Source organism: Streptomyces sp. AF1A, assembly GCF_047340315.1.
Taxonomy (GTDB): domain Bacteria; phylum Actinomycetota; class Actinomycetes; order Streptomycetales; family Streptomycetaceae; genus Streptomyces.
In genome coordinates, this window is record NZ_JBLEBI010000067.1 from 1 (window position 1) to 17,104 (window position 17,104).

General features: G+C 73.6%; 12 protein-coding genes, 1 pseudogene and 1 riboswitch. Of the genes and pseudogenes, 10 read left to right on the plus strand and 3 right to left on the minus strand.

Going from position 1 to position 17,104, the window contains the following annotated elements:
* Window positions 1-326 precede the first annotated feature (326 nt).
* Both ACLU3S_RS19305 and ACLU3S_RS19310 read right to left on the minus strand, forming a co-directional pair.
* Window positions 327-1,454 (minus strand): alpha/beta hydrolase, encoded by a 1,128-nt coding sequence (locus tag ACLU3S_RS19305; protein ID WP_413953143.1) that lies wholly within the window; start codon window positions 1,452-1,454, stop codon window positions 327-329.
* Between the two features lie 136 nt (window positions 1,455-1,590).
* Complete coding sequence (locus ACLU3S_RS19310) at window positions 1,591-2,259, minus strand: class II aldolase/adducin family protein (RefSeq protein ID WP_413953144.1); 669 nt, start codon at window positions 2,257-2,259, stop codon at window positions 1,591-1,593.
* 249 nt (window positions 2,260-2,508) lie between these two features.
* Between ACLU3S_RS19310 and ACLU3S_RS19315 the strand changes: the two genes are divergently transcribed.
* The 10 genes and pseudogenes from ACLU3S_RS19315 to cobI all read left to right on the plus strand — a co-directional run bounded on the left by ACLU3S_RS19315 (window position 2,509) and on the right by cobI (window position 16,245).
* Window positions 2,509-3,264, plus strand: coding sequence for a lysozyme (locus ACLU3S_RS19315; RefSeq protein ID WP_413953145.1), 756 nt, complete (start codon window positions 2,509-2,511; stop codon window positions 3,262-3,264).
* A 144-nt stretch (window positions 3,265-3,408) separates the two neighbouring features.
* Window positions 3,409-4,659 (plus strand): inorganic phosphate transporter, encoded by a 1,251-nt coding sequence (locus ACLU3S_RS19320; RefSeq protein WP_413953146.1) that lies wholly within the window; start codon window positions 3,409-3,411, stop codon window positions 4,657-4,659.
* 37 nt (window positions 4,660-4,696) lie between these two features.
* Window positions 4,697-4,924, plus strand: a complete 228-nt coding sequence (locus ACLU3S_RS19325; RefSeq protein ID WP_413953147.1) for a hypothetical protein — start codon at window positions 4,697-4,699, stop codon at window positions 4,922-4,924.
* 142 nt (window positions 4,925-5,066) lie between these two features.
* Window positions 5,067-5,207: riboswitch (cobalamin riboswitch) on the plus strand.
* A 97-nt stretch (window positions 5,208-5,304) separates the two neighbouring features.
* Window positions 5,305-6,217 (plus strand): annotated as a pseudogene (locus ACLU3S_RS19330) (cobalamin biosynthesis protein).
* Entirely contained in the window at window positions 6,214-7,722 is a 1,509-nt protein-coding gene (locus ACLU3S_RS19335) for a cobyric acid synthase (protein WP_413953148.1), read from the plus strand. The pseudogene ACLU3S_RS19330 and the gene ACLU3S_RS19335 overlap by 4 nt, the downstream one beginning before the upstream one ends.
* On the plus strand, window positions 7,719-11,369 hold the full coding sequence (gene cobN / locus ACLU3S_RS19340) for a cobaltochelatase subunit CobN (protein WP_413953149.1): 3,651 nt from the start codon (window positions 7,719-7,721) through the stop codon (window positions 11,367-11,369). Before ACLU3S_RS19335 ends, cobN begins: the two co-directional genes overlap by 4 nt.
* 169 nt (window positions 11,370-11,538) lie before the next feature.
* Window positions 11,539-13,551 carry a putative cobaltochelatase gene (locus tag ACLU3S_RS19345; RefSeq protein ID WP_413953150.1) on the plus strand — a complete coding sequence of 671 codons (2,013 nt, stop codon included), beginning with the start codon at window positions 11,539-11,541 and terminating at the stop codon, window positions 13,549-13,551.
* Window positions 13,551-14,150 (plus strand): cob(I)yrinic acid a,c-diamide adenosyltransferase, encoded by a 600-nt coding sequence (gene cobO, locus ACLU3S_RS19350; protein WP_413953151.1) that lies wholly within the window; start codon window positions 13,551-13,553, stop codon window positions 14,148-14,150. Before ACLU3S_RS19345 ends, cobO begins: the two co-directional genes overlap by 1 nt.
* Window positions 14,144-15,517, plus strand: a complete 1,374-nt coding sequence (locus ACLU3S_RS19355) for a cobyrinate a,c-diamide synthase (RefSeq protein WP_413953152.1) — start codon at window positions 14,144-14,146, stop codon at window positions 15,515-15,517. Before cobO ends, ACLU3S_RS19355 begins: the two co-directional genes overlap by 7 nt.
* The gene (cobI, locus tag ACLU3S_RS19360) at window positions 15,514-16,245 is read left to right on the plus strand and encodes a precorrin-2 C(20)-methyltransferase (RefSeq protein WP_413953153.1); all 732 of its coding nucleotides are present in this window, start codon (window positions 15,514-15,516) and stop codon (window positions 16,243-16,245) included. Before ACLU3S_RS19355 ends, cobI begins: the two co-directional genes overlap by 4 nt.
* A gap of 23 nt (window positions 16,246-16,268) precedes the next feature.
* On the opposite strand, the gene ACLU3S_RS19365 is transcribed toward cobI, so the two are convergent.
* Window positions 16,269-17,000: a ZIP family metal transporter gene (locus ACLU3S_RS19365; RefSeq protein ID WP_413953154.1), complete on the minus strand. Its 732-nt coding sequence runs from the start codon at window positions 16,998-17,000 to the stop codon at window positions 16,269-16,271.
* Window positions 17,001-17,104: the final 104 nt, after the last annotated feature.

Genomic DNA, 17,104 nt, shown 5'->3' on the forward strand with positions numbered 1-17,104 from the left:
CGGGGCGGGGGTACCCTCCGGCGGCCGGGGTGCGGGGCGGCGCGGGCGCCCCTGGTTCACAGCTCTGGGGGCGGCGGCCAGGGGTCGCGGTCGGACGAGTCGGAGCCTGGAGTCGCGCGGGATACGGGACGTCACGGGTGCAGTCTTCCGGTTGACGGTCCGAAAACCCAAACGGAATGTCACGGGGGGCGACGGGGCTGGCCAACGCACCGGGCCCGGTGCGGGCCCGACGGGCGGGATCAGGCCGGTCGTACAGCGTTAAACGGAACGGCCGGGAGCGGGCCGGGACGCACGTGGGAACCCGTCACATCAGCAGGGTGAACCCGTCACATCAGCGGGGTCAGGAAGCGGCGCAGGCGCTCCTCGTAGTCCTTCGGGTCGGGGTTCCACATCGCCGCGTGCGGGGCGTCCTGCACGGTGTGCAGGGCGATCCGGTCGGGACGGCGGGCGGCGAGGCGGCGGGAGTACTCCCAGGGGGCGACGTGGTCGCCCGGGCCGTGGACGATCAGCGTCGGCATGGCGAGCCGGTCCGGGTCGGTGATCTCGGCGACCCGGTCGGCCTGCAGCCCGGCCCGGCCCTGTGCGGCCCGCACCGCGAGCGGCAGCAGCGGCTGCGGGGTGTGGCGGGCCCGGGCGAGGGCGCGCAGCGTGGCCTCCCAGCTGAGCACCGGCGAGTCGAGGATCAGACCGGCGACGCGGTCGCGCATCGTGGAGTGCTCGGCGGCGCGCAGGGCCATCGTGGCGCCGGTGGACCAGCCGAGCAGGACGACGCGGCGGGCGCCGTAGCGGACGGCGTGGCGGATGGCCGCGTCCACGTCCCGCCACTCGGTCTCGCCGAGGTGGTTCAGGCCGTCCGCGGGGCGCGGTGCGCCGAGGTCGCCGCGGTAGGCCAGCGCGAGCACCGGCAGACGGCGGCTGTGCAGGAAGCCCATGAGGTTCATGGCGTGCTCGCGGGTGGTGCCCAGGCCGTGCACGGCGATCACCCAGATGTCCCGCTGTCCGGGCAGGAACCAGGCCGGCAGGGCGCCGAGCTCGCCGGGCACGTCGACTTCGGAGTGGTCGAGGCCGAGGGCCGCACCCGGGTTGCCGACGTACAGGTTCGGGGTGAGCCAGACGGTGTCCCCGGGGGCGAGGGTGCCGTGCGTGACGCGGTCGAGGCGGCGCACGACGGTGTCGGCGGTGTGCCGGGCCCCCTCCAGGACGGGGCCGACGACCGCGTGGGAACCGTCGCCGGCGAGGCCGTAGGTGCCGGGGCGCAGGGAGGCCAGGTCGCGGGTGAGCGTGATCTGGCCGGCGGCCGTGCCGTGCACGGTGAGGCGGGGCTCGGTGGGCAGCGGGCGGCCCGGGCTCGCCTTCAGCGCCGCGTCGCTGGCGAGCCGGCCGGCGGCCACGGATGCCATGCCGGCGGCGAGGACGGCGGTCACTGCGGCGGCGGTCGCTTTGACGGTGCGCACGGCTCCAGTGTCGGGGCGCTCCGCGCGACCGGCCAGCCGAGGGGCGGCCGCCCGGCGGCGGATCGGGACGGGCGAAGCCGGTGCGAAACCGCGGATCGCCGTGAGCGAGCGGGACAGGGGGCTGCGCGGCAAGGGGTCACCTCCGTTGGCCGTATCCCTTCAATCGTTCCCCGGCTTCGGCCAGTTGTGCCTCCGAGAGCAGCGACGGGGTCAGGCCGGGCACGGAGGACGCCGTCAGCCACAGGCGGCACATCCACTCCAGCTGGGCGGTGCGGTCGTAGGCCTGGTCGAGGCCGGCGCCGTAGGTGATCGTGCCGTGGTTCTGCAGCAGGCAGCCGGAGCGGCCGTCGAGGGCGCGGAGCATGTTCTCGGCGAGTTCCTCGGTGCCGTAGGTCGCGTAGGGGGCGACGCGGACCGGTCCGCCGAGGGCGCCGGTCATGTAGTGGACCGCGGGGAGCTCCGGCACCAGCGTGGAGACCGCGGTGGCGTGCACGGCGTGGGTGTGGACGACCGCGCGGGCGTCGGTGGTGCGGTAGACGGCCAGGTGCATGGGCAGCTCGCTGGTCGGCAGCAGCGTGCCGAGCACCGGGCGCCCGGTGAGGTCGACGCCGGTGATGTCGTCCGGGGTGAGCCGGTCGTAGGGCACGCCCGACGGGGTGACCAGCACCAGGTCGCCGACGCGTGCCGAGACGTTGCCGGAGGTGCCGACGACCAGTCCGTCGGCGACGGTCCGGCGTGCCGTCTCGACCAGGGCCGCCCACAGCCGTGCCGTTTCCTCGTCCGCGTCCCGTCGCTGTTCGGTCATGCGGCGATCCTGCCAGCCGCTCCCGGCGGCGGGCGCGGTCGTGCGGTACGCGGAGGCCGCCTCCCGCGAGCGCCGCACCGTCGCGGGCGCGCGCTGCCGGCCGCGCCGGCGGGCGGGGCCTGACCCCCGATCGGGCGATCTCCTTGCGAAACGCCAGAAAACAGTGCCGATTCACCGATCGACGGGCCTTCAATGACACCTCTTGCCCGCCGGACGACCCGGTCGTCCACCACTCCGGGGAGACGGCACATGGCCCGTGAACGCACCCACTTCCGTCGCCGCGCCGGCGTCCTGGCGGCGGCCACGGCGGCGCTCGCCCTCGCGGGCACCACGACCGCCTCGGCCGGGCCGCCGCGCTGGGCGGCCGGGCTGCCCCGGGGGCACGACGTCTCCTCCCACCAGAAGCAGGTCGACTGGCCGTCCGCGCAGGACCACGGCGCGCGGTTCGTCTACGTGAAGGCCACCGAGTCCACGGACTACCGCAACCCCTACTTCGACGATCAGTACGACGGCGCGCGCGAGACGGGCCTGATCCGGGGCGCGTACCACTTCGCGCTCCCCGACCGGTCCTCCGGCACCCAGCAGGCCAGGTTCTTCGTGCGCAACGGCGGGGACTGGCGGGCCGACGGCTGGACGCTGCCGCCCGCGCTGGACATCGAGTACAACCCGTACAACGCGAACCACCAGTGCTACGGGCTCAGCAAGCGGCGGATGGTCGACTGGATCTGGTCGTTCAGCGACGAGGTCGAGCAGGAGACCGGCCGCCGCCCGGTGATCTACACCACGGCCCACTGGTGGCGGCTGTGCACCGGCGACAGCCACGCGTTCGCGTCCCGGCACGCGCTGTGGATCGCCCGGCACGGCAGCGAGGGGCCGGGGTCGCTGCCGGGCGGGTGGCCGTACTGGACGTTCTGGCAGTACGGCACCGGGGGCGGGCTGCCGGGTGACCAGAATCTCTTCAACGGGTCGGCGGGCAGCCTGCGGGCCTTCGCGCGGGGCTGGTGACGCAAGGGGCGCCTGGGGCGACAGCGCGAAGCGGAATCCCGGCACCCCTCTACTGACACTCCGGCGCCCGACTCAGTTCATCTTCCGTTCACCCAGGTTGCCTACGTTCGTCGCGCCAATGACCTCGAACGAATGCCTGGGTAAATGGAAAGCTTCTCGCTGATCCTCGCGATTGTGGTCGTCACCGCACTCGCGTTTGATTTCACGAACGGTTTCCACGACACCGCGAACGCGATGGCGACCACCATCTCCACAGGCGCCATGAAGCCCAAGCTCGCGGTACTCATGTCCGCCGCCCTCAACCTGGTCGGCGCCTTCCTCTCCGTGGAGGTCGCCAACACGATCTCCAAGGGTCTCGTCGACGAGAGCGGTATCCGTCCCGAGGTCATCTTCGCCGCCCTGGTCGGCGCGATCCTCTGGAACCTGCTGACCTGGCTGGTCGGACTGCCCTCCAGCTCCTCCCACGCCCTGATGGGCGGCCTGATAGGCGCCGCCGTCGCCTCCGCCGGCTTCGGCGCGGTGCACGGTGAGGTGCTGGTGACCAAGGTGCTGCTCCCGGCCGTCGCCGCGCCGGTCGTGGCGGGCCTCGCCTCGATGCTGGCCACCCGGTTCTCCTACGGCATCGGCGGCGCCGAGGGCGAGGCCACCCGCAAGGGCTACCGCGCCGGCCAGATCGCCTCCGCCGGCCTGGTCTCCCTCGCGCACGGCACCAACGACGCGCAGAAGACGATGGGCGTCATCACCCTCGCGCTGATCGCGGGCGGCGCCATCGCCCCCGGCTCCAACCCTCCCACCTGGGTGATCCTCTCCGCGGGCCTGGCCATCGCGCTCGGCACCTACATCGGCGGCTGGCGCATCATCCGCACCATGGGCACGGGCCTGACCGATCTGGAGCCGCGCCAGGGCTTCGCGGCCCAGACCAGCGCCGCGACCGCGATCCTGGCCTCCTCCCACCTCGGCTTCTCCCTCTCCACCACGCACGTCGTCTCCGGCGCGGTGATGGGCGCGGGCCTCGGCCGCAAGGGCGGAGTGGTCCGCTGGTCCACCGCGACCCGCATGACCGTCGCCTGGGTCCTCACCCTCCCGGCCGCCGCGCTGGTCGGTGCGGGCGCCGAGTCCGTCACGGAGCTGGGCGACCCGGGCACCGCCGGCGTCCTGGTCTTCCTGGTCGCCGCCAGCGCCGGGATCTGGAAGTACTCCCGCCGCGACGTCGTCGACCACACCAACGTGGTCGCCGGCACCGAGGAGCCGGCCGGTGTGGTCACCACCGCCATCGCCGCGGTGACCCCGCCCCCCACGGGGGCGGTCGCCGAGGACCTGACGGCCACCATCCCCGCCCCGGCCACCGAGCCGGCCCCCGCCGCGCCGGCGGCCCCTCCGGCCGCCGCCGTCTGACCCCGGCCACTGACCCGGTTACCAAGGAAGCGTCCCCATGAAGATCGACTGGTCGGCCATCGGCTCCGTCTTCGGCGTCAGCCTCGTGTTCACGGTGGGCCTGGTGGCCCTGTTCACCCTCGGCATCAACGGCCTGGCCCGCCGCGAGAAGGCCGCGGCCCAGGGTGGCGGCGGCGCGCTGGCCGTCACCGGCGCCTACGTCTGCTTCGCGGCCTGCGCGGCGGCGGTGGTGTACGGCATCCACCTGATCGTCGCCAAGTCCTGACGCACCGCAGCGCATCGGGCAACACCCGGGCTCCCTTCCGTTTCTGACGGAGGGGAGCCTTTGCCGTGCCGGGCGGTCACGCCCGCCCCGCGATGTGGGGATCGGCACACTCTCCCCTCGCAGGTCAACGGCCAGTTGACGGCCGTTCGGGGCGCGTGGTGGACTGCCCAGGCCATGTACGGCGGCAGAGAGGAAGCCGGTGCGAATCCGGCGCGGTCCCGCCACTGTCACCGGGGAAGAACCCCGGGAGCCAGGAACTCTCACCGCCGGATCTCGTCGAACCAGGGCGTGGACACCCTGAGTGAGGACACGTATCGCGATGCTCGGCTGCCGAAGGACCCGCACCAGGACCGCTCCTGCGCCCACGGCCGACTGAGCCGATGGGTGCCGATCGCACTTACGCGTACGGCGCCGCCGCCGGCCTTCTCGGTGACCTGCTCCTGGGCGATCCCCGCCGCGGGCATCCGGTCGCCGCGTTCGGGCGTGCGGCCGCCGCCGTGGAACGCGCGTTGTGGCACGACCACCGCGGCTGGGGCGCCGTGCACGCCGCCGTGTGCGCCGGCGGCGCCGTCGCCCTCGGCACGGTTGCCGCACGCGCCGTGCGCCCCTCCCCCGCCGCCCGCGTCGCGCTGACCGCCGCCGCCGTCTGGGCGGTCGTGGGCGGCACGTCGCTGGCCCGGGAGGCGCGGACCATCGGGCGTGCCCTGGAGCGCGGGGACGTCGAGGCGGCCCGCGCCCGGCTGCCCCACCTGTGCGGCCGGGACCCGCAGGCACTGGACGCCGACGGCATCGCCCGCGCCGTGGTCGAGTCCGTCGCCGAGAACACCTCCGACGCCGTGGTGGGCGCGCTGGTGTGGGGCGCCGTGGCCGGAGTGCCGGGGCTCGTCGGCTTCCGGGCGGTCAACACCCTGGACGCCATGGTCGGTCACCGGTCCCCCCGCCACCGCCGCTACGGCTGGGCCTCCGCCCGGCTGGACGACCTCGCCGGCTGGCCGGGGGCCCGGCTGACCGCCGTGCTCGCCGGCCAGCGCGGCGAGCACGGCGGAGCACCCGAGCCCCAACGCCGAGCCGTACGCCGAGGGCGCCCGCGAAGGAGGCCTCGGCGTACGGCTCGGCGGAACCCTGTCCTACGGCGGCCGCGTCGAGCACCGCCCGGTGCTCAACGGCGCCACCGGGCGTGCGGTCCGGGTCACCGACATCGACCGTGCCGTCCGGCTCTCGCGCCGCGTCGGCCTGCTCGCGCTCGGCGTCACCCTCGCCGCGCGCCGCCTCGTGAAGGGACGTGCGAAGTGAACGGTGGTCTCCTCGTCGCCGGCACCACCTCCGACGCCGGCAAGAGCGTCGTGACCGCCGGGATCTGCCGGTGGCTGGTGCGCCGGGGCGTGAAGGTGGCGCCGTTCAAGGCGCAGAACATGTCGCTCAACTCCTTCGTGACCCGCGAGGGCGCCGAGATCGGGCGCGCGCAGGCGATGCAGGCCCAGGCCTGCCGGATCGAGCCGACCGCGCTGATGAACCCCGTGCTGCTCAAGCCGGGCGGCGAGCAGAGCAGCCAGGTGGTGCTGCTGGGCAAGCCGGTGGGCGAGCTGAGCGCGCGCGGCTACCACGGGGGGCGGCAGCAGCGGCTGCTGGGGACCGTGCTGGAGTGCCTGGAGGAGTTGCGGGGCACGTATGACGCGGTGATCTGTGAGGGGGCCGGTTCGCCCGCCGAGATCAATCTGCGGCGGACGGACATCGTGAACATGGGGATCGCGCGGAACGCGCGGCTGCCCGTGCTGGTGGTGGGGGACATCGACCGCGGGGGCGTTTTCGCGTCCTTCTTCGGCACGGTGGCGCTGCTCTCGCCCGAGGACCAGGAGCTGGTCGCCGGGTTCCTGGTGAACAAGTTCCGCGGCGATGTCTCGCTGCTGGAGCCGGGGTTGGAGATGCTCCAGGGTCTCACCGGGCGCCGTACGTACGGCGTGCTGCCGTTCCGGCACGGGCTCGGCATCGACGAGGAGGACGGCGTGAGGGTGTCGCTGCGCGGCACCGTCCGCGAGTCCGCCGTCGCTCCCCCGGTCGGCGCGGAGGTGCTGCGCGTCGCCGTGTGCGCGGTCCCGCTGATGTCCAACTTCACGGACGTGGACGCGCTGGCCGCCGAACCGGGCGTCGTGGTGCGGTTCGTGGACCGGCCGGAGGAGCTGGCCGACGCGGATCTGGTGGTGGTTCCGGGCACGCGCGGGACCGTACGGGCGCTGCAGTGGCTGCGCGAGCGCGGACTCGCGGACGCGCTCGTGAGACGGGCCGCCGAGGGACGTCCGGTCCTCGGCATCTGCGGCGGCTTCCAGATCCTCGGCGAGCGCATCGAGGACGCGGTCGAGTCGCGCGCCGGGGAGGTCCCCGGGCTCGGCGTGCTGCCCGTACGGGTGCGGTTCGCCCGCGAGAAGACCCTGACCCGGCCGTCCGGCGAGGCCCTCGGCGAGCGGGTCGAGGGGTACGAGATCCACCACGGGGTGGCCACGGTCGACAGCGGGGAGCCCTTCCTCGACGGCTGCCGGGTCGGCCAGACCTGGGGCACGCACTGGCACGGGTCGCTGGAGTCGGACGGCTTCCGGCGGGCCTTCCTGCGCGAGGTGGCCGCCGCCGCGGGCCGCCGCTTCGCACCGGCGCCGGACACCTCCTTCGCCGCGCTGCGCGAGGAGCAGCTCGACCGGCTCGGCGACCTGATCGAACAGCACGCGGACACGGACGCGCTGTGGCGGCTCATCGAGTCGGGCGCGCCGCGAGGACTGCCCTTCATTCCACCGGGAGCGCCCGCATGAGCACAGTGTTGTTGTTGTCGACCGCCGACACGGATCTGCTGGCGGCCCGGGCCTCCGGCGCGGACTACCGCATCGGCAACCCCACCCGGGTCGACGTGGCGCGGGAGCTGCCGCGGCTGCTCGACGGCGCCGACCTGGCCGTCGTACGGCTGCTGGGCGGCAAACGCGCCTGGGAGGAGGGGCTGGCCGCGCTGCGGGCGTCCGGTGTCCCGACCGTGCTGCTGGGCGGGGAGGCGGTGCCCGACGCCGAGCTGATGGCCGAGTCGTCCGTGCCGGCCGGTGTCGTGGCGGAGGCGCTGAAGTACCTGGTCGAGGGCGGTCCCGCGAACCTGCTGGAGCTGTCCCGGTTCCTGTCCGACACCGTGCTGCTGACCGGCGAGGGCTTCGAGGGGCCACGGAAGATGCCGGAGTACGGCGTCCACGGCTCGTACGAGGTCCAAGGCGGCCGTCCGACCGTGGGCGTGCTCTTCTACCGGGCGCACGAGCTGAGCGGCAACACCGCCTTCGTGGACACCCTGTGCGCCGCCGTCGAGGCGAAGGGGGCCAACGCCCTGCCCGTCTACTGCGGTTCGCTGCGCGGGGCGGACGCCGGTCTGTACGAGCTGCTGGGCAGGGCCGACGCGCTGGTCGCCACGGTGCTCGCGGCCGGCGGCACCCACGCCTCGCAGGCGTCGGCGGGCGGTGACGAGGAGTCCTGGGACGTCGGCGCGCTGGCCGACCTCGACATCCCGGTTCTGCAGGGGCTCTGCCTCACCTCCTCGCGGGCGGCCTGGGCGGAGTCGGACGCGGCCCTGTCCCCCATGGACGCCGCTATGCAGGTCGCGATCCCGGAGTTCGACGGACGGCTCGTCACGGTGCCGTTCTCCTTCAAGGAGCAGGGCCCGGACGAGGTCCCGGTCTACCTCGCCGACCCCGAGCGGGCCGCGCGGGTGGCCGCAATCGCGGTACGGCACGCGCGCCTGAAGCACAAGCCGAACGCCGAGAAGAAGATCGCGCTGGTCTTCACCGCGTACCCGACCAAGCACTCACGGGTCGGCAACGCGGTCGGCCTGGACACGCCCGCCTCGGCGGTGCGGGTGCTGGACGCGCTCCGCGACGCCGGATACGCGCTCACCGAATACCCCGCCGGCGGCGACGAGCTGATCCACCGGCTGATCGAGGCCGGCGGCCACGACGTGGAGTGGCTGACCGAGGAGCAGCTGGCGGCGGCGCCCGCGCGGGTGCCGCTGGCCGACTACCGGGCCTGGTTCGAGAAGCTGGACCCCGGGCTGCGGGACGCGATGGTGCAGGCGTGGGGCGAGCCGCCGGGCTCGCTGTACGTCGACGGCGACGACATCGTGCTGGCGTCCCTGCGGTTCGGGAACGTCGTCGTGATGATCCAGCCGCCGCGCGGCTTCGGCGAGAACCCCATCGCGATCTACCACGACCCGGACATGCCGCCCTCGCACCACTACCTGGCGGCCTACCGCTGGCTGGAGCACAGCTTCGGCGCCGACGCGATCGTGCACATGGGCAAGCACGGCACGATGGAGTGGCTGCCGGGCAAGGGGCTCGGGCTGAGCGCCGGCTGCGCGCCGGACGCGGTCCTCGGCGAACTGCCCCTGATCTACCCGTTCATCGTGAACGACCCCGGCGAGGGCACCCAGGCCAAGCGGCGCGGGCACGCCACGGTGGTCGACCACCTGGTCCCGCCGATGGCGCGGGCCGACACCTACGGCGACCTGGCCAGGCTGGAGCAGCTGCTCGACGAGTACGCGCTGGTGAGCGACCTCGACCCGGCGAAGGCGCCGGCGGTGCGCGCCCAGATCTGGACGCTGGTCAAGGCGGCCGAGCTCCACCACGACCTGCACGTGGCCGAGCAGCCGGACGACGACGAGTTCGACGAGTTCGTCATGCACATCGACGGCTATCTGTGCGAGATCAAGGACGTGCAGATCCGGGACGGCCTGCACGTCCTGGGCGGTGGCCCGGTCGGCGAACCGCGCGTCAACCTCGTGCTGGCCGTGCTGCGCGCCTCGCAGGTGTGGGGCGGACGGGCGAACGCGCTGCCAGGTCTGCGGGCCTCGCTGGCGGCGCACTTCGGGCTCGTGGAGAAGGAGCTGCTGGCCGAGCCGGGGGCGCCGGTGAAGATGCCGGTGGAGCTGACGGACCTGGTGGAGGGGCCGGCACGTACGGCGTCCGACGCGATCGACCTGCTGGAGCAGCTGTGCCGGCGGATCGCGGAGGGCATGGAGGAGCGGGCCTGGAAGCGCACGGCCGTGGGCGCGGTGCTGAACGACGTGCTCGGCGCCGAACTCCCGGACGTCGTGGCGGTGCTGGAGTTCGCCTGCGACGAGGTCGTCCCGCGCCTGGCCCGGACCACCGACGAGATCGGGCACATCCTGCACGCGCTGGACGGCGGTTACGTCCCGGCGGGCCCCTCGGGCTCCCCGACCCGCGGTCTGGTCAACGTGCTGCCGACCGGCCGCAATTTCTACTCCGTCGACCCCAAGGCCATTCCGTCCCGGCTGAGCTGGGAGGTCGGTCAGTCGCTCGCCGACTCGCTGGTGCAGCGGTACCTCCAGGACACCGGCGCATACCCGAAGTCCGTCGGCCTGACGGTCTGGGGGACGTCCGCGATGCGCACCCAGGGCGACGACATCGCCGAGATCCTGGCGCTGCTGGGCTGCCGCCCGGTCTGGGACGAGGCGTCGCGGCGTGTGACCGGCTTCGAGATCGTGCCGCTTCAGGAGCTGGGCCGCCCGCGCATCGACGTGACGGTCCGCATCTCCGGCTTCTTCCGGGACGCGTTCCCGCACGTCGTCGCGTTGATCGACGACGCGGTGCGGGCGGTGGCGGACCTGGACGAGCCGGCCGAGTCCAACTACGTACGCGCGCACGTGGAGGAGGACACGGCGGCACACGGCGACCGGCGCCGCGCGACCGCCCGCGTCTTCGGCTCCAAGCCGGGCGCGTACGGCGCGGGTCTGCTGCCGCTGATCGACGCCCGCAACTGGCGTTCGGACGCCGACCTCGCCGAGGTGTACGCGGTGTGGGGCGGCTACGCCTACGGGCGCGGGCTGGACGGGCGGGCGGCGCGCGGCGACATGGAGACGGCGTTCCGGCGGATCGCGGTGGCGGCGAAGAACATCGACACGCGCGAGCACGATCTGGTCGACGCCGACGACTACTTCCAGTACCACGGCGGCATGGTCGCCATGGTCCGGCACCTGACGGGCGACAGCCCCGAGGCGTACGTGGGGGATTCGGCTACGCCTGACCAGGTGAGGACGAGGAGCCTGGCCGAGGAAACACACAGGGTGTTTCGCGCTCGGGTCGTGAATCCCAGGTGGATGAGCGCCATGCGAAAGCATGGCTACAAGGGTGCCTTCGAGATGGCAGCAACCGTGGACTACTTGTTCGGCTACGACGCGACGGTGGGCGTGGTGGACGACTGGATGTACGAGCGGCTCGCGTCCGAGTACGTCCTCTCGGCGGAGAATCAGGAGTTCATGCGGAAGTCCAACCCGTGGGCGCTGAGGGGCATCACGGAACGGCTCCTGGAGGCAGCGGACCGCGGGCTGTGGGCGGAGCCGGACCAGGAGACCCTGGACCGGCTCCGAGCGACCTACCTCGAACTTGAGGGAGATCTGGAGGAAGACGCGTGATTCTCCCGGCAACCCCCGCAGCGACGGGGAGCAAGCCGCGATTCGGCGTCACGGATACAACGGCGCTGGACCATCCCCGCAACGGCGGGGAGCACGCCACCACGTTGACCGGCGATCGACCTGGTCACGGGCCACTCCACCACACGCCACTCGAAGGAGTGATCACCGCGTGAGCACGCCCTTTCCCTTCACCGCTGTCGTCGGTCAGGACGACCTTCGCCTGGCGTTGCTCCTCAACGCAGTGAGCCCCGCTGTCGGCGGCGTGCTGATCCGGGGTGAGAAAGGGACCGCGAAGAGCACAGCCGTGCGCGCCCTGTCGGCGCTGCTGCCCGAGGTGGCCGTCGTGCCCGGGTGCCGGTTCTCCTGCGATCCCGCCGCGCCCGACCCCGCGTGCCCGGACGGGCCGCACGAGGCGAGCGAGGGCACGCTGCGGCCCGCGCGGATCGTTGAGCTGCCCGTCGGAGCCTCCGAGGACCGGCTGGTGGGCGCCCTCGACATCGAACGGGCCCTCGCGGAGGGTGTGAAGACTTTCGAGCCGGGTCTGCTGGCCGAGGCGAACCGGGGCATCCTGTACGTCGACGAAGTCAATCTGTTGCATGACCACTTGATCGACGTCCTGTTGGACGCCGCGGCGATGGGCGCCTCCTACGTCGAGCGCGAAGGTGTCTCCGTACGGCATGCCGCGCGGTTCCTGCTGGTCGGGACCATGAATCCCGAGGAAGGCGAATTGCGCCCCCAGCTGCTCGACCGCTTCGGCCTGACCGTCGAGGTGGCCGCCTCCCGCGATCCCGACACGCGCGTGGAGGTCGTCAAGCGGCGGCTCGCCTACGACGCCGACCCGGCCGCGTTCGCCGCGCAATGGGCCGAGGAGGAGGCAGCTGTACGGCAGCGGATCGCGGCGGCACGGGAGCTGTTGCCGCAGGTGCGGCTGAGCGACCGGGCGCTGAAGCAGATCGCGGCGACCTGCGCGGCTTTCGAGGTGGACGGCATGCGTGCCGACATCGTCATGGCGCGTACGGCGACCGCGCTGGCCGCGTGGGCCGGGCGGACGGAGGTGCTGGCCGAGGACGTGCGGCAGGCCGCGCTGCTGGCGCTGCCGCACCGTCGGCGGCGCAATCCCTTCGACGCGCCCGGGTTGGACGAGGACAAGCTGGACGAGACGCTGGAGCAGTTCTCCGGCGACGATCCGGAATCCGATCCCGACCCGGGCCCCGACGGTGACGGCGGTGGTCCCGGTGGTGGCGGTGGTCAGCCCGCACCGGATGCCGGACCGCAGGGCGGGGACACCGGTGCGCGCCCAGCGGAGGGCGACGGTGGGCAGCCGCAGCCGGCCGGGGCCGGGGAGCAGTCCGCCGTACGGGCCGGCGAGCCGTTCCGTACGCGGGTGCTGAGCGTGCCCGGGGTCGGTGAGGGCGCCGCCGGGCGGCGGTCCCGCGCCCGGACCGAGTCCGGGCGGACCACCGGTGCGCGGCGCCCGCAGGGGTCGCTGACCAAGCTGCATCTGGCGGCGACCGTGCAGGCCGCGGCGCCGTACCAGCGGGCGCGGGGCCGGTCGGGGCCGGGGCTGGTGCTGCGGCGGGACGATCTGCGGCAGGCGGCGAAGGAAGGTCGCGAGTCCAATCTCGTGCTGTTCGTGGTGGACGCCTCCGGGTCGATGGCGGCGCGGCAGCGGATGAGCGCGGTGAAGGGTGCCGTGCTGTCGCTGCTGCTGGACGCCTACCAGCGGCGGGACAAGGTCGGTCTGGTGACGTTCCGCGGGTCTGGTGCGGAGGTGGCGCTGCCGCCGACGTCGTCGGTGGACGCGGCGGCGGCGCGGCTGGAGTCGTTGCCGACGGGCGGGCGGACGCCGCTGGCGGCGGGCCTGCTCAAGGCGCACGAGGTGCTGCGGGTGGAGCGGCTGCGGGATCCGGCGCGGCGTCCGCTGGTCGTGGTCGTGACCGACGGCCGGGCGACGGGTGGTCCGGAACCGGTCGCGCTCGCGTCGCGTGCGGCGGGGCTGTTCGCCGCCGAGGGTGTGGCGTCGGTGGTCGTCGACTGCGAGTCGGGTCCGGTGCGGCTGGGGCTGGCCGGGCGGCTGGCCGCGGATCTGGGCGGTGAGGCGGTCACGCTGGACGAGTTGCGTGCCGACGCGATCGCCGGGCTGGTCAGGGATGTTCAGGGTGCGGGCAGGAGGGCCGCGTAATGCCGCAGGGACAGCCGAGTGTCGTGCCCGAGGACGGTCTGACGACCCGACAGCGCCGTAACCGGCCGCTCGTCGTCGTGCACACGGGCGTCGGCAAGGGCAAGTCCACCGCCGCGTTCGGGCTCGCGCTGCGCGCCTGGAACCAGGGGTGGCCGATCGGGGTGTTCCAGTTCGTCAAGTCGGCGAAGTGGAAGGTCGGCGAGGAGCACGCGCTGAAGGTGCTCGGTGCCTCGGGCGAGGGCGGGAGCGTCGACTGGCACAAGATGGGCGAGGGTTGGTCGTGGGTGCAGCGCGACGCCCAGATGGACAACGAGGAGAAGGCTCGCGAGGGCTGGGAGCAGGTCAAGCGGGACCTGGCGGCCGAGCGGTACCGGCTGTACGTGCTGGACGAGTTCGCCTACCCGATGCACTGGGGATGGGTCGACACCGACGAGGTGATCGACGTGCTGCGCAACCGCCCCGGCACCCAGCATGTGGTGATCACCGGCCGCAACGCGCCGGAGAAGCTGGTGGACTTCGCCGACCTCGTCACCGACATGTCCAAGGTCAAGCACCCCATGGACGTCGGCCAGAAGGGCCAGAGGGGCATCGAGTGGTGACGTCCCTCCCCCGGCTGGTCATCGCCGCGCCGTCGTCCGGCAGCGGCAAGACCACCGTCGCCACGGGACTGATGGCCGCGTTCGCCGCGCGGGGGCTCGCGGTGTCCCCGCACAAGGTCGGGCCGGACTACATCGACCCCGGGTACCACGCGCTCGCGACGGGGCGGACGGGGCGCAACCTGGACGCCTACCTGTGCGGGCCGGAGTTGATCGCCCCGCTCTTCCTGCACGGGGCGCGCGGCTGCGACCTCGCCGTGGTCGAGGGCGTGATGGGGCTGTTCGACGGGGCGGCGGGCGAGGGGGAGCTCGCGTCCACCGCCCAAGTGGCCAAGCTGCTGCGGGCGCCGGTGGTGCTCGTCGTGGACGCGTCCGCGCAGTCGCGGTCCGTGGCGGCTCTGGTGCACGGGTTCGCGTCGTGGGACCCGGAGGTGCGGGTCGGGGGCGTGATCCTCAACAAGGTCGGGTCCGATCGCCACGAGGCGCTGCTGCGGGAGGCGCTGGACTCGGCCGGGGTGCCGGTGCTCGGGGTCCTGCGGCGGGCCGAGCGGGTGGACACGCCGTCTCGGCATCTCGGGCTGGTGCCGGTCGCCGAGCGGGGCCGTGCCGCGGTCGACGCCGTCGGGGCGATGGCGGCGCTGGTGGCCCAGGGGTGCGACCTGGGGGCGCTGGAGGCGCTTGCCCGCAGTGCGGGCGCCGTACCGGCGGGCACCGCCCCCTGGACGCCCGCCGCGCCCGCCCGCCACGAGCCCCCGGCCGGGAAGCGGGCACCCGTGGTCGCCGTCGCCGGCGGGCCCGCCTTCACCTTCTCCTACGCCGAGCACACCGAGCTGCTCGCCGCGGCCGGTGCCGACGTGGTCACCTTCGATCCGCTCCGTGACGAGGACCTGCCGGAAGGGACGGCCGGGCTGGTCGTCGGCGGCGGCTTCCCCGAGGTGTACGCCGGTGAGCTGTCCGCCAACGAGCCCCTGCGCAAGGCCGTCGCCGACCTGGCCCTCGGCGGGGCTCCCGTGGCCGCCGAGTGCGCCGGGCTGCTCTATCTGTGCCGGGAGCTGGACGGGCAGCCGATGTGCGGGGTGCTGGACGCCACCGCGCGGATGAGCGATCGGCTGACGCTCGGCTACCGGGACGCGGTGGCGGTCGGCGACAGTGTGCTGGCCGCCGCCGGCACGCGGATGCGGGGGCACGAGTTCCACCGCACGGTCGTCGAGCCCGGTGCCGGTGCCGCCCCCGCCTGGGGCGTGCGGACTCCGGTGCGGCGGGTCGAGGGGTTCGTGCAGCAGCGGGTGCACGCGAGTTATCTGCACACGCACTGGGCGTCCGAGCCCGGTGTCGCCCGTCGGTTCGTGGAGAGGTGCCGGACGTCATGAGCAGCAGGCTGGTCGGGGTCGGGGTCGGTCCCGGTGATCCGGAGCTGGTGACCGTGAAGGGGGTCAACGCGCTGCGTGCGGCCGAGGTCGTCGTCGTACCGGTGATGGACACGGGCGAGCGCGGGCGGGCCGAGGCGACCGTCTTGCACTACGTGAGCGCACAGAAGGTCGTCCGGGTGGTGTTCGCGCTGAACGAGCGGAGCGACCCGGCGCGCCGGGAGGCCGCCTGGGACGCGGCGGGCGAGCGGGTCGCCGGCCTGCTCAGGCGGCGCGGGTCGGTCGCCTTCGCCACCATCGGCGATCCGAACGTGTACTCGACGTTCACGTATCTCGCGCAGACCGTCGTCGAGCTGGTGCCCGGGGTGGCCGTGGAGACCGTGCCCGGGATCACCGCCATGCAGGAGCTGGCGGCACGGTCCGGTGCCGTGCTGACCGAGGGCACCGAGCCGCTGACGCTGGTGCCGGTCACCGCGGGGTCCGCCGTGCTCAAGGAGGCGCTGGCCGGGCCGGGGACGGTCGTGGCGTACAAGTTCGGGCGGCAGGCCGCCGAGGTCGCCGAGGTGCTGCGGGAGACCGGGCGGCTCGGGGACGCGGTGTGGGGGTCGGCGCTGGGCCTGCCGGAGGAGTCGGTGCGGCCGGCGGCCGAGCTGGACGGGGCGCCGCTGCCGTATCTGTCGACGCTGATCGCGCCGCCGCGGCGGGACGGCGGGCGGGGCGGGAAGCTGTGACGCCCTCGCGAGCGGCCGGGCGGTCAGCTGGAGATGCCGACCACCAGCCAGATGAAGGCCGCGCCCGCCACCGTGCACAGCAGGGTGGAGCGGGCGGGGTGCTCGTGGTGCGCCTCGGGGAGGATCTCCGCGGCGGCGAGGTAGAGCAGTACGCCGCCGAAGAGGCCGAGATAGCCGCCGAGCACCGCTTCGGGGATGTGGACGAAGACGGTCGACAGCGCGCCGACCAGGGGCGCGCAGGCGTCGGCGACCAGCATCCCGATCGCCCGGCGGCGGGCGTTGCCGTACAGGCTCGTGATGGTGAACGTGTTGAAGCCGTCGGCGAAGTCGTGGGCGATCACGGCGAGCGCGACGGCCGCGCCCATGCCGCCGCCCACCTGGAAGGCCGCGCCTATCGCCACGCCGTCCATGGCGCTGTGGCCCACCATCGCGCCGGCCGCCGTCAGGCCGACCTCGGGCGCCCGGTGATGGCCGTGCTCGTCCCCGCCGTGGGCCGCCTGGCGCGCGGCCAGGGTGCGCTCCACCAGATGGGCCAGCAGGAAGCCGACCACGAACAGCAGCAGGGCAGCGGGTACGCCGAACACCTCGCGGCCGGCCGCGCGCAGCGCCTCCGGCAACAGGTCCAGGCCGACCACGCCCAGCATCAGGCCGCCGGCGAGGCCGAGGACGAGATGGCGACGGTCGGTCACCCGCTGTGCCGTCCAGCCGCCGGCCAGCGTCATCAGGAACGCGCCGAGCGCGACGAAGACCGCCATAGGCCCTTGCTATCCGATGGAGGCGCCTTCGCGCACATCCGGAATCTGGCATACCGCAGCAGAACCTGACATTTCCATCGCATTTCGGTCGCGTCATGCGTGAT

Bases quoted from the DNA above. Each gene is read 5' to 3' on its own strand.
- ACLU3S_RS19325 (WP_413953147.1), top strand. From the start codon at position 4,697: ATGAAGATCGACTGGTCGGCCATCGGCTCCGTCTTCGGCGTCAGCCTC.
- ACLU3S_RS19315 (WP_413953145.1), top strand. From the start codon at position 2,509: ATGGCCCGTGAACGCACCCACTTCCGTCGCCGCGCCGGCGTCCTGGCG.
- ACLU3S_RS19320 (WP_413953146.1), top strand. From the start codon at position 3,409: ATGGAAAGCTTCTCGCTGATCCTCGCGATTGTGGTCGTCACCGCACTC.
- cobI (WP_413953153.1), top strand. From the start codon at position 15,514: ATGAGCAGCAGGCTGGTCGGGGTCGGGGTCGGTCCCGGTGATCCGGAG.
- ACLU3S_RS19365 (WP_413953154.1), bottom strand. From the start codon at position 17,000: ATGGCGGTCTTCGTCGCGCTCGGCGCGTTCCTGATGACGCTGGCCGGC.
- cobO (WP_413953151.1), top strand. From the start codon at position 13,551: ATGCCGCAGGGACAGCCGAGTGTCGTGCCCGAGGACGGTCTGACGACC.
- ACLU3S_RS19310 (WP_413953144.1), bottom strand. From the start codon at position 2,259: ATGACCGAACAGCGACGGGACGCGGACGAGGAAACGGCACGGCTGTGG.
- cobN (WP_413953149.1), top strand. From the start codon at position 7,719: ATGAGCACAGTGTTGTTGTTGTCGACCGCCGACACGGATCTGCTGGCG.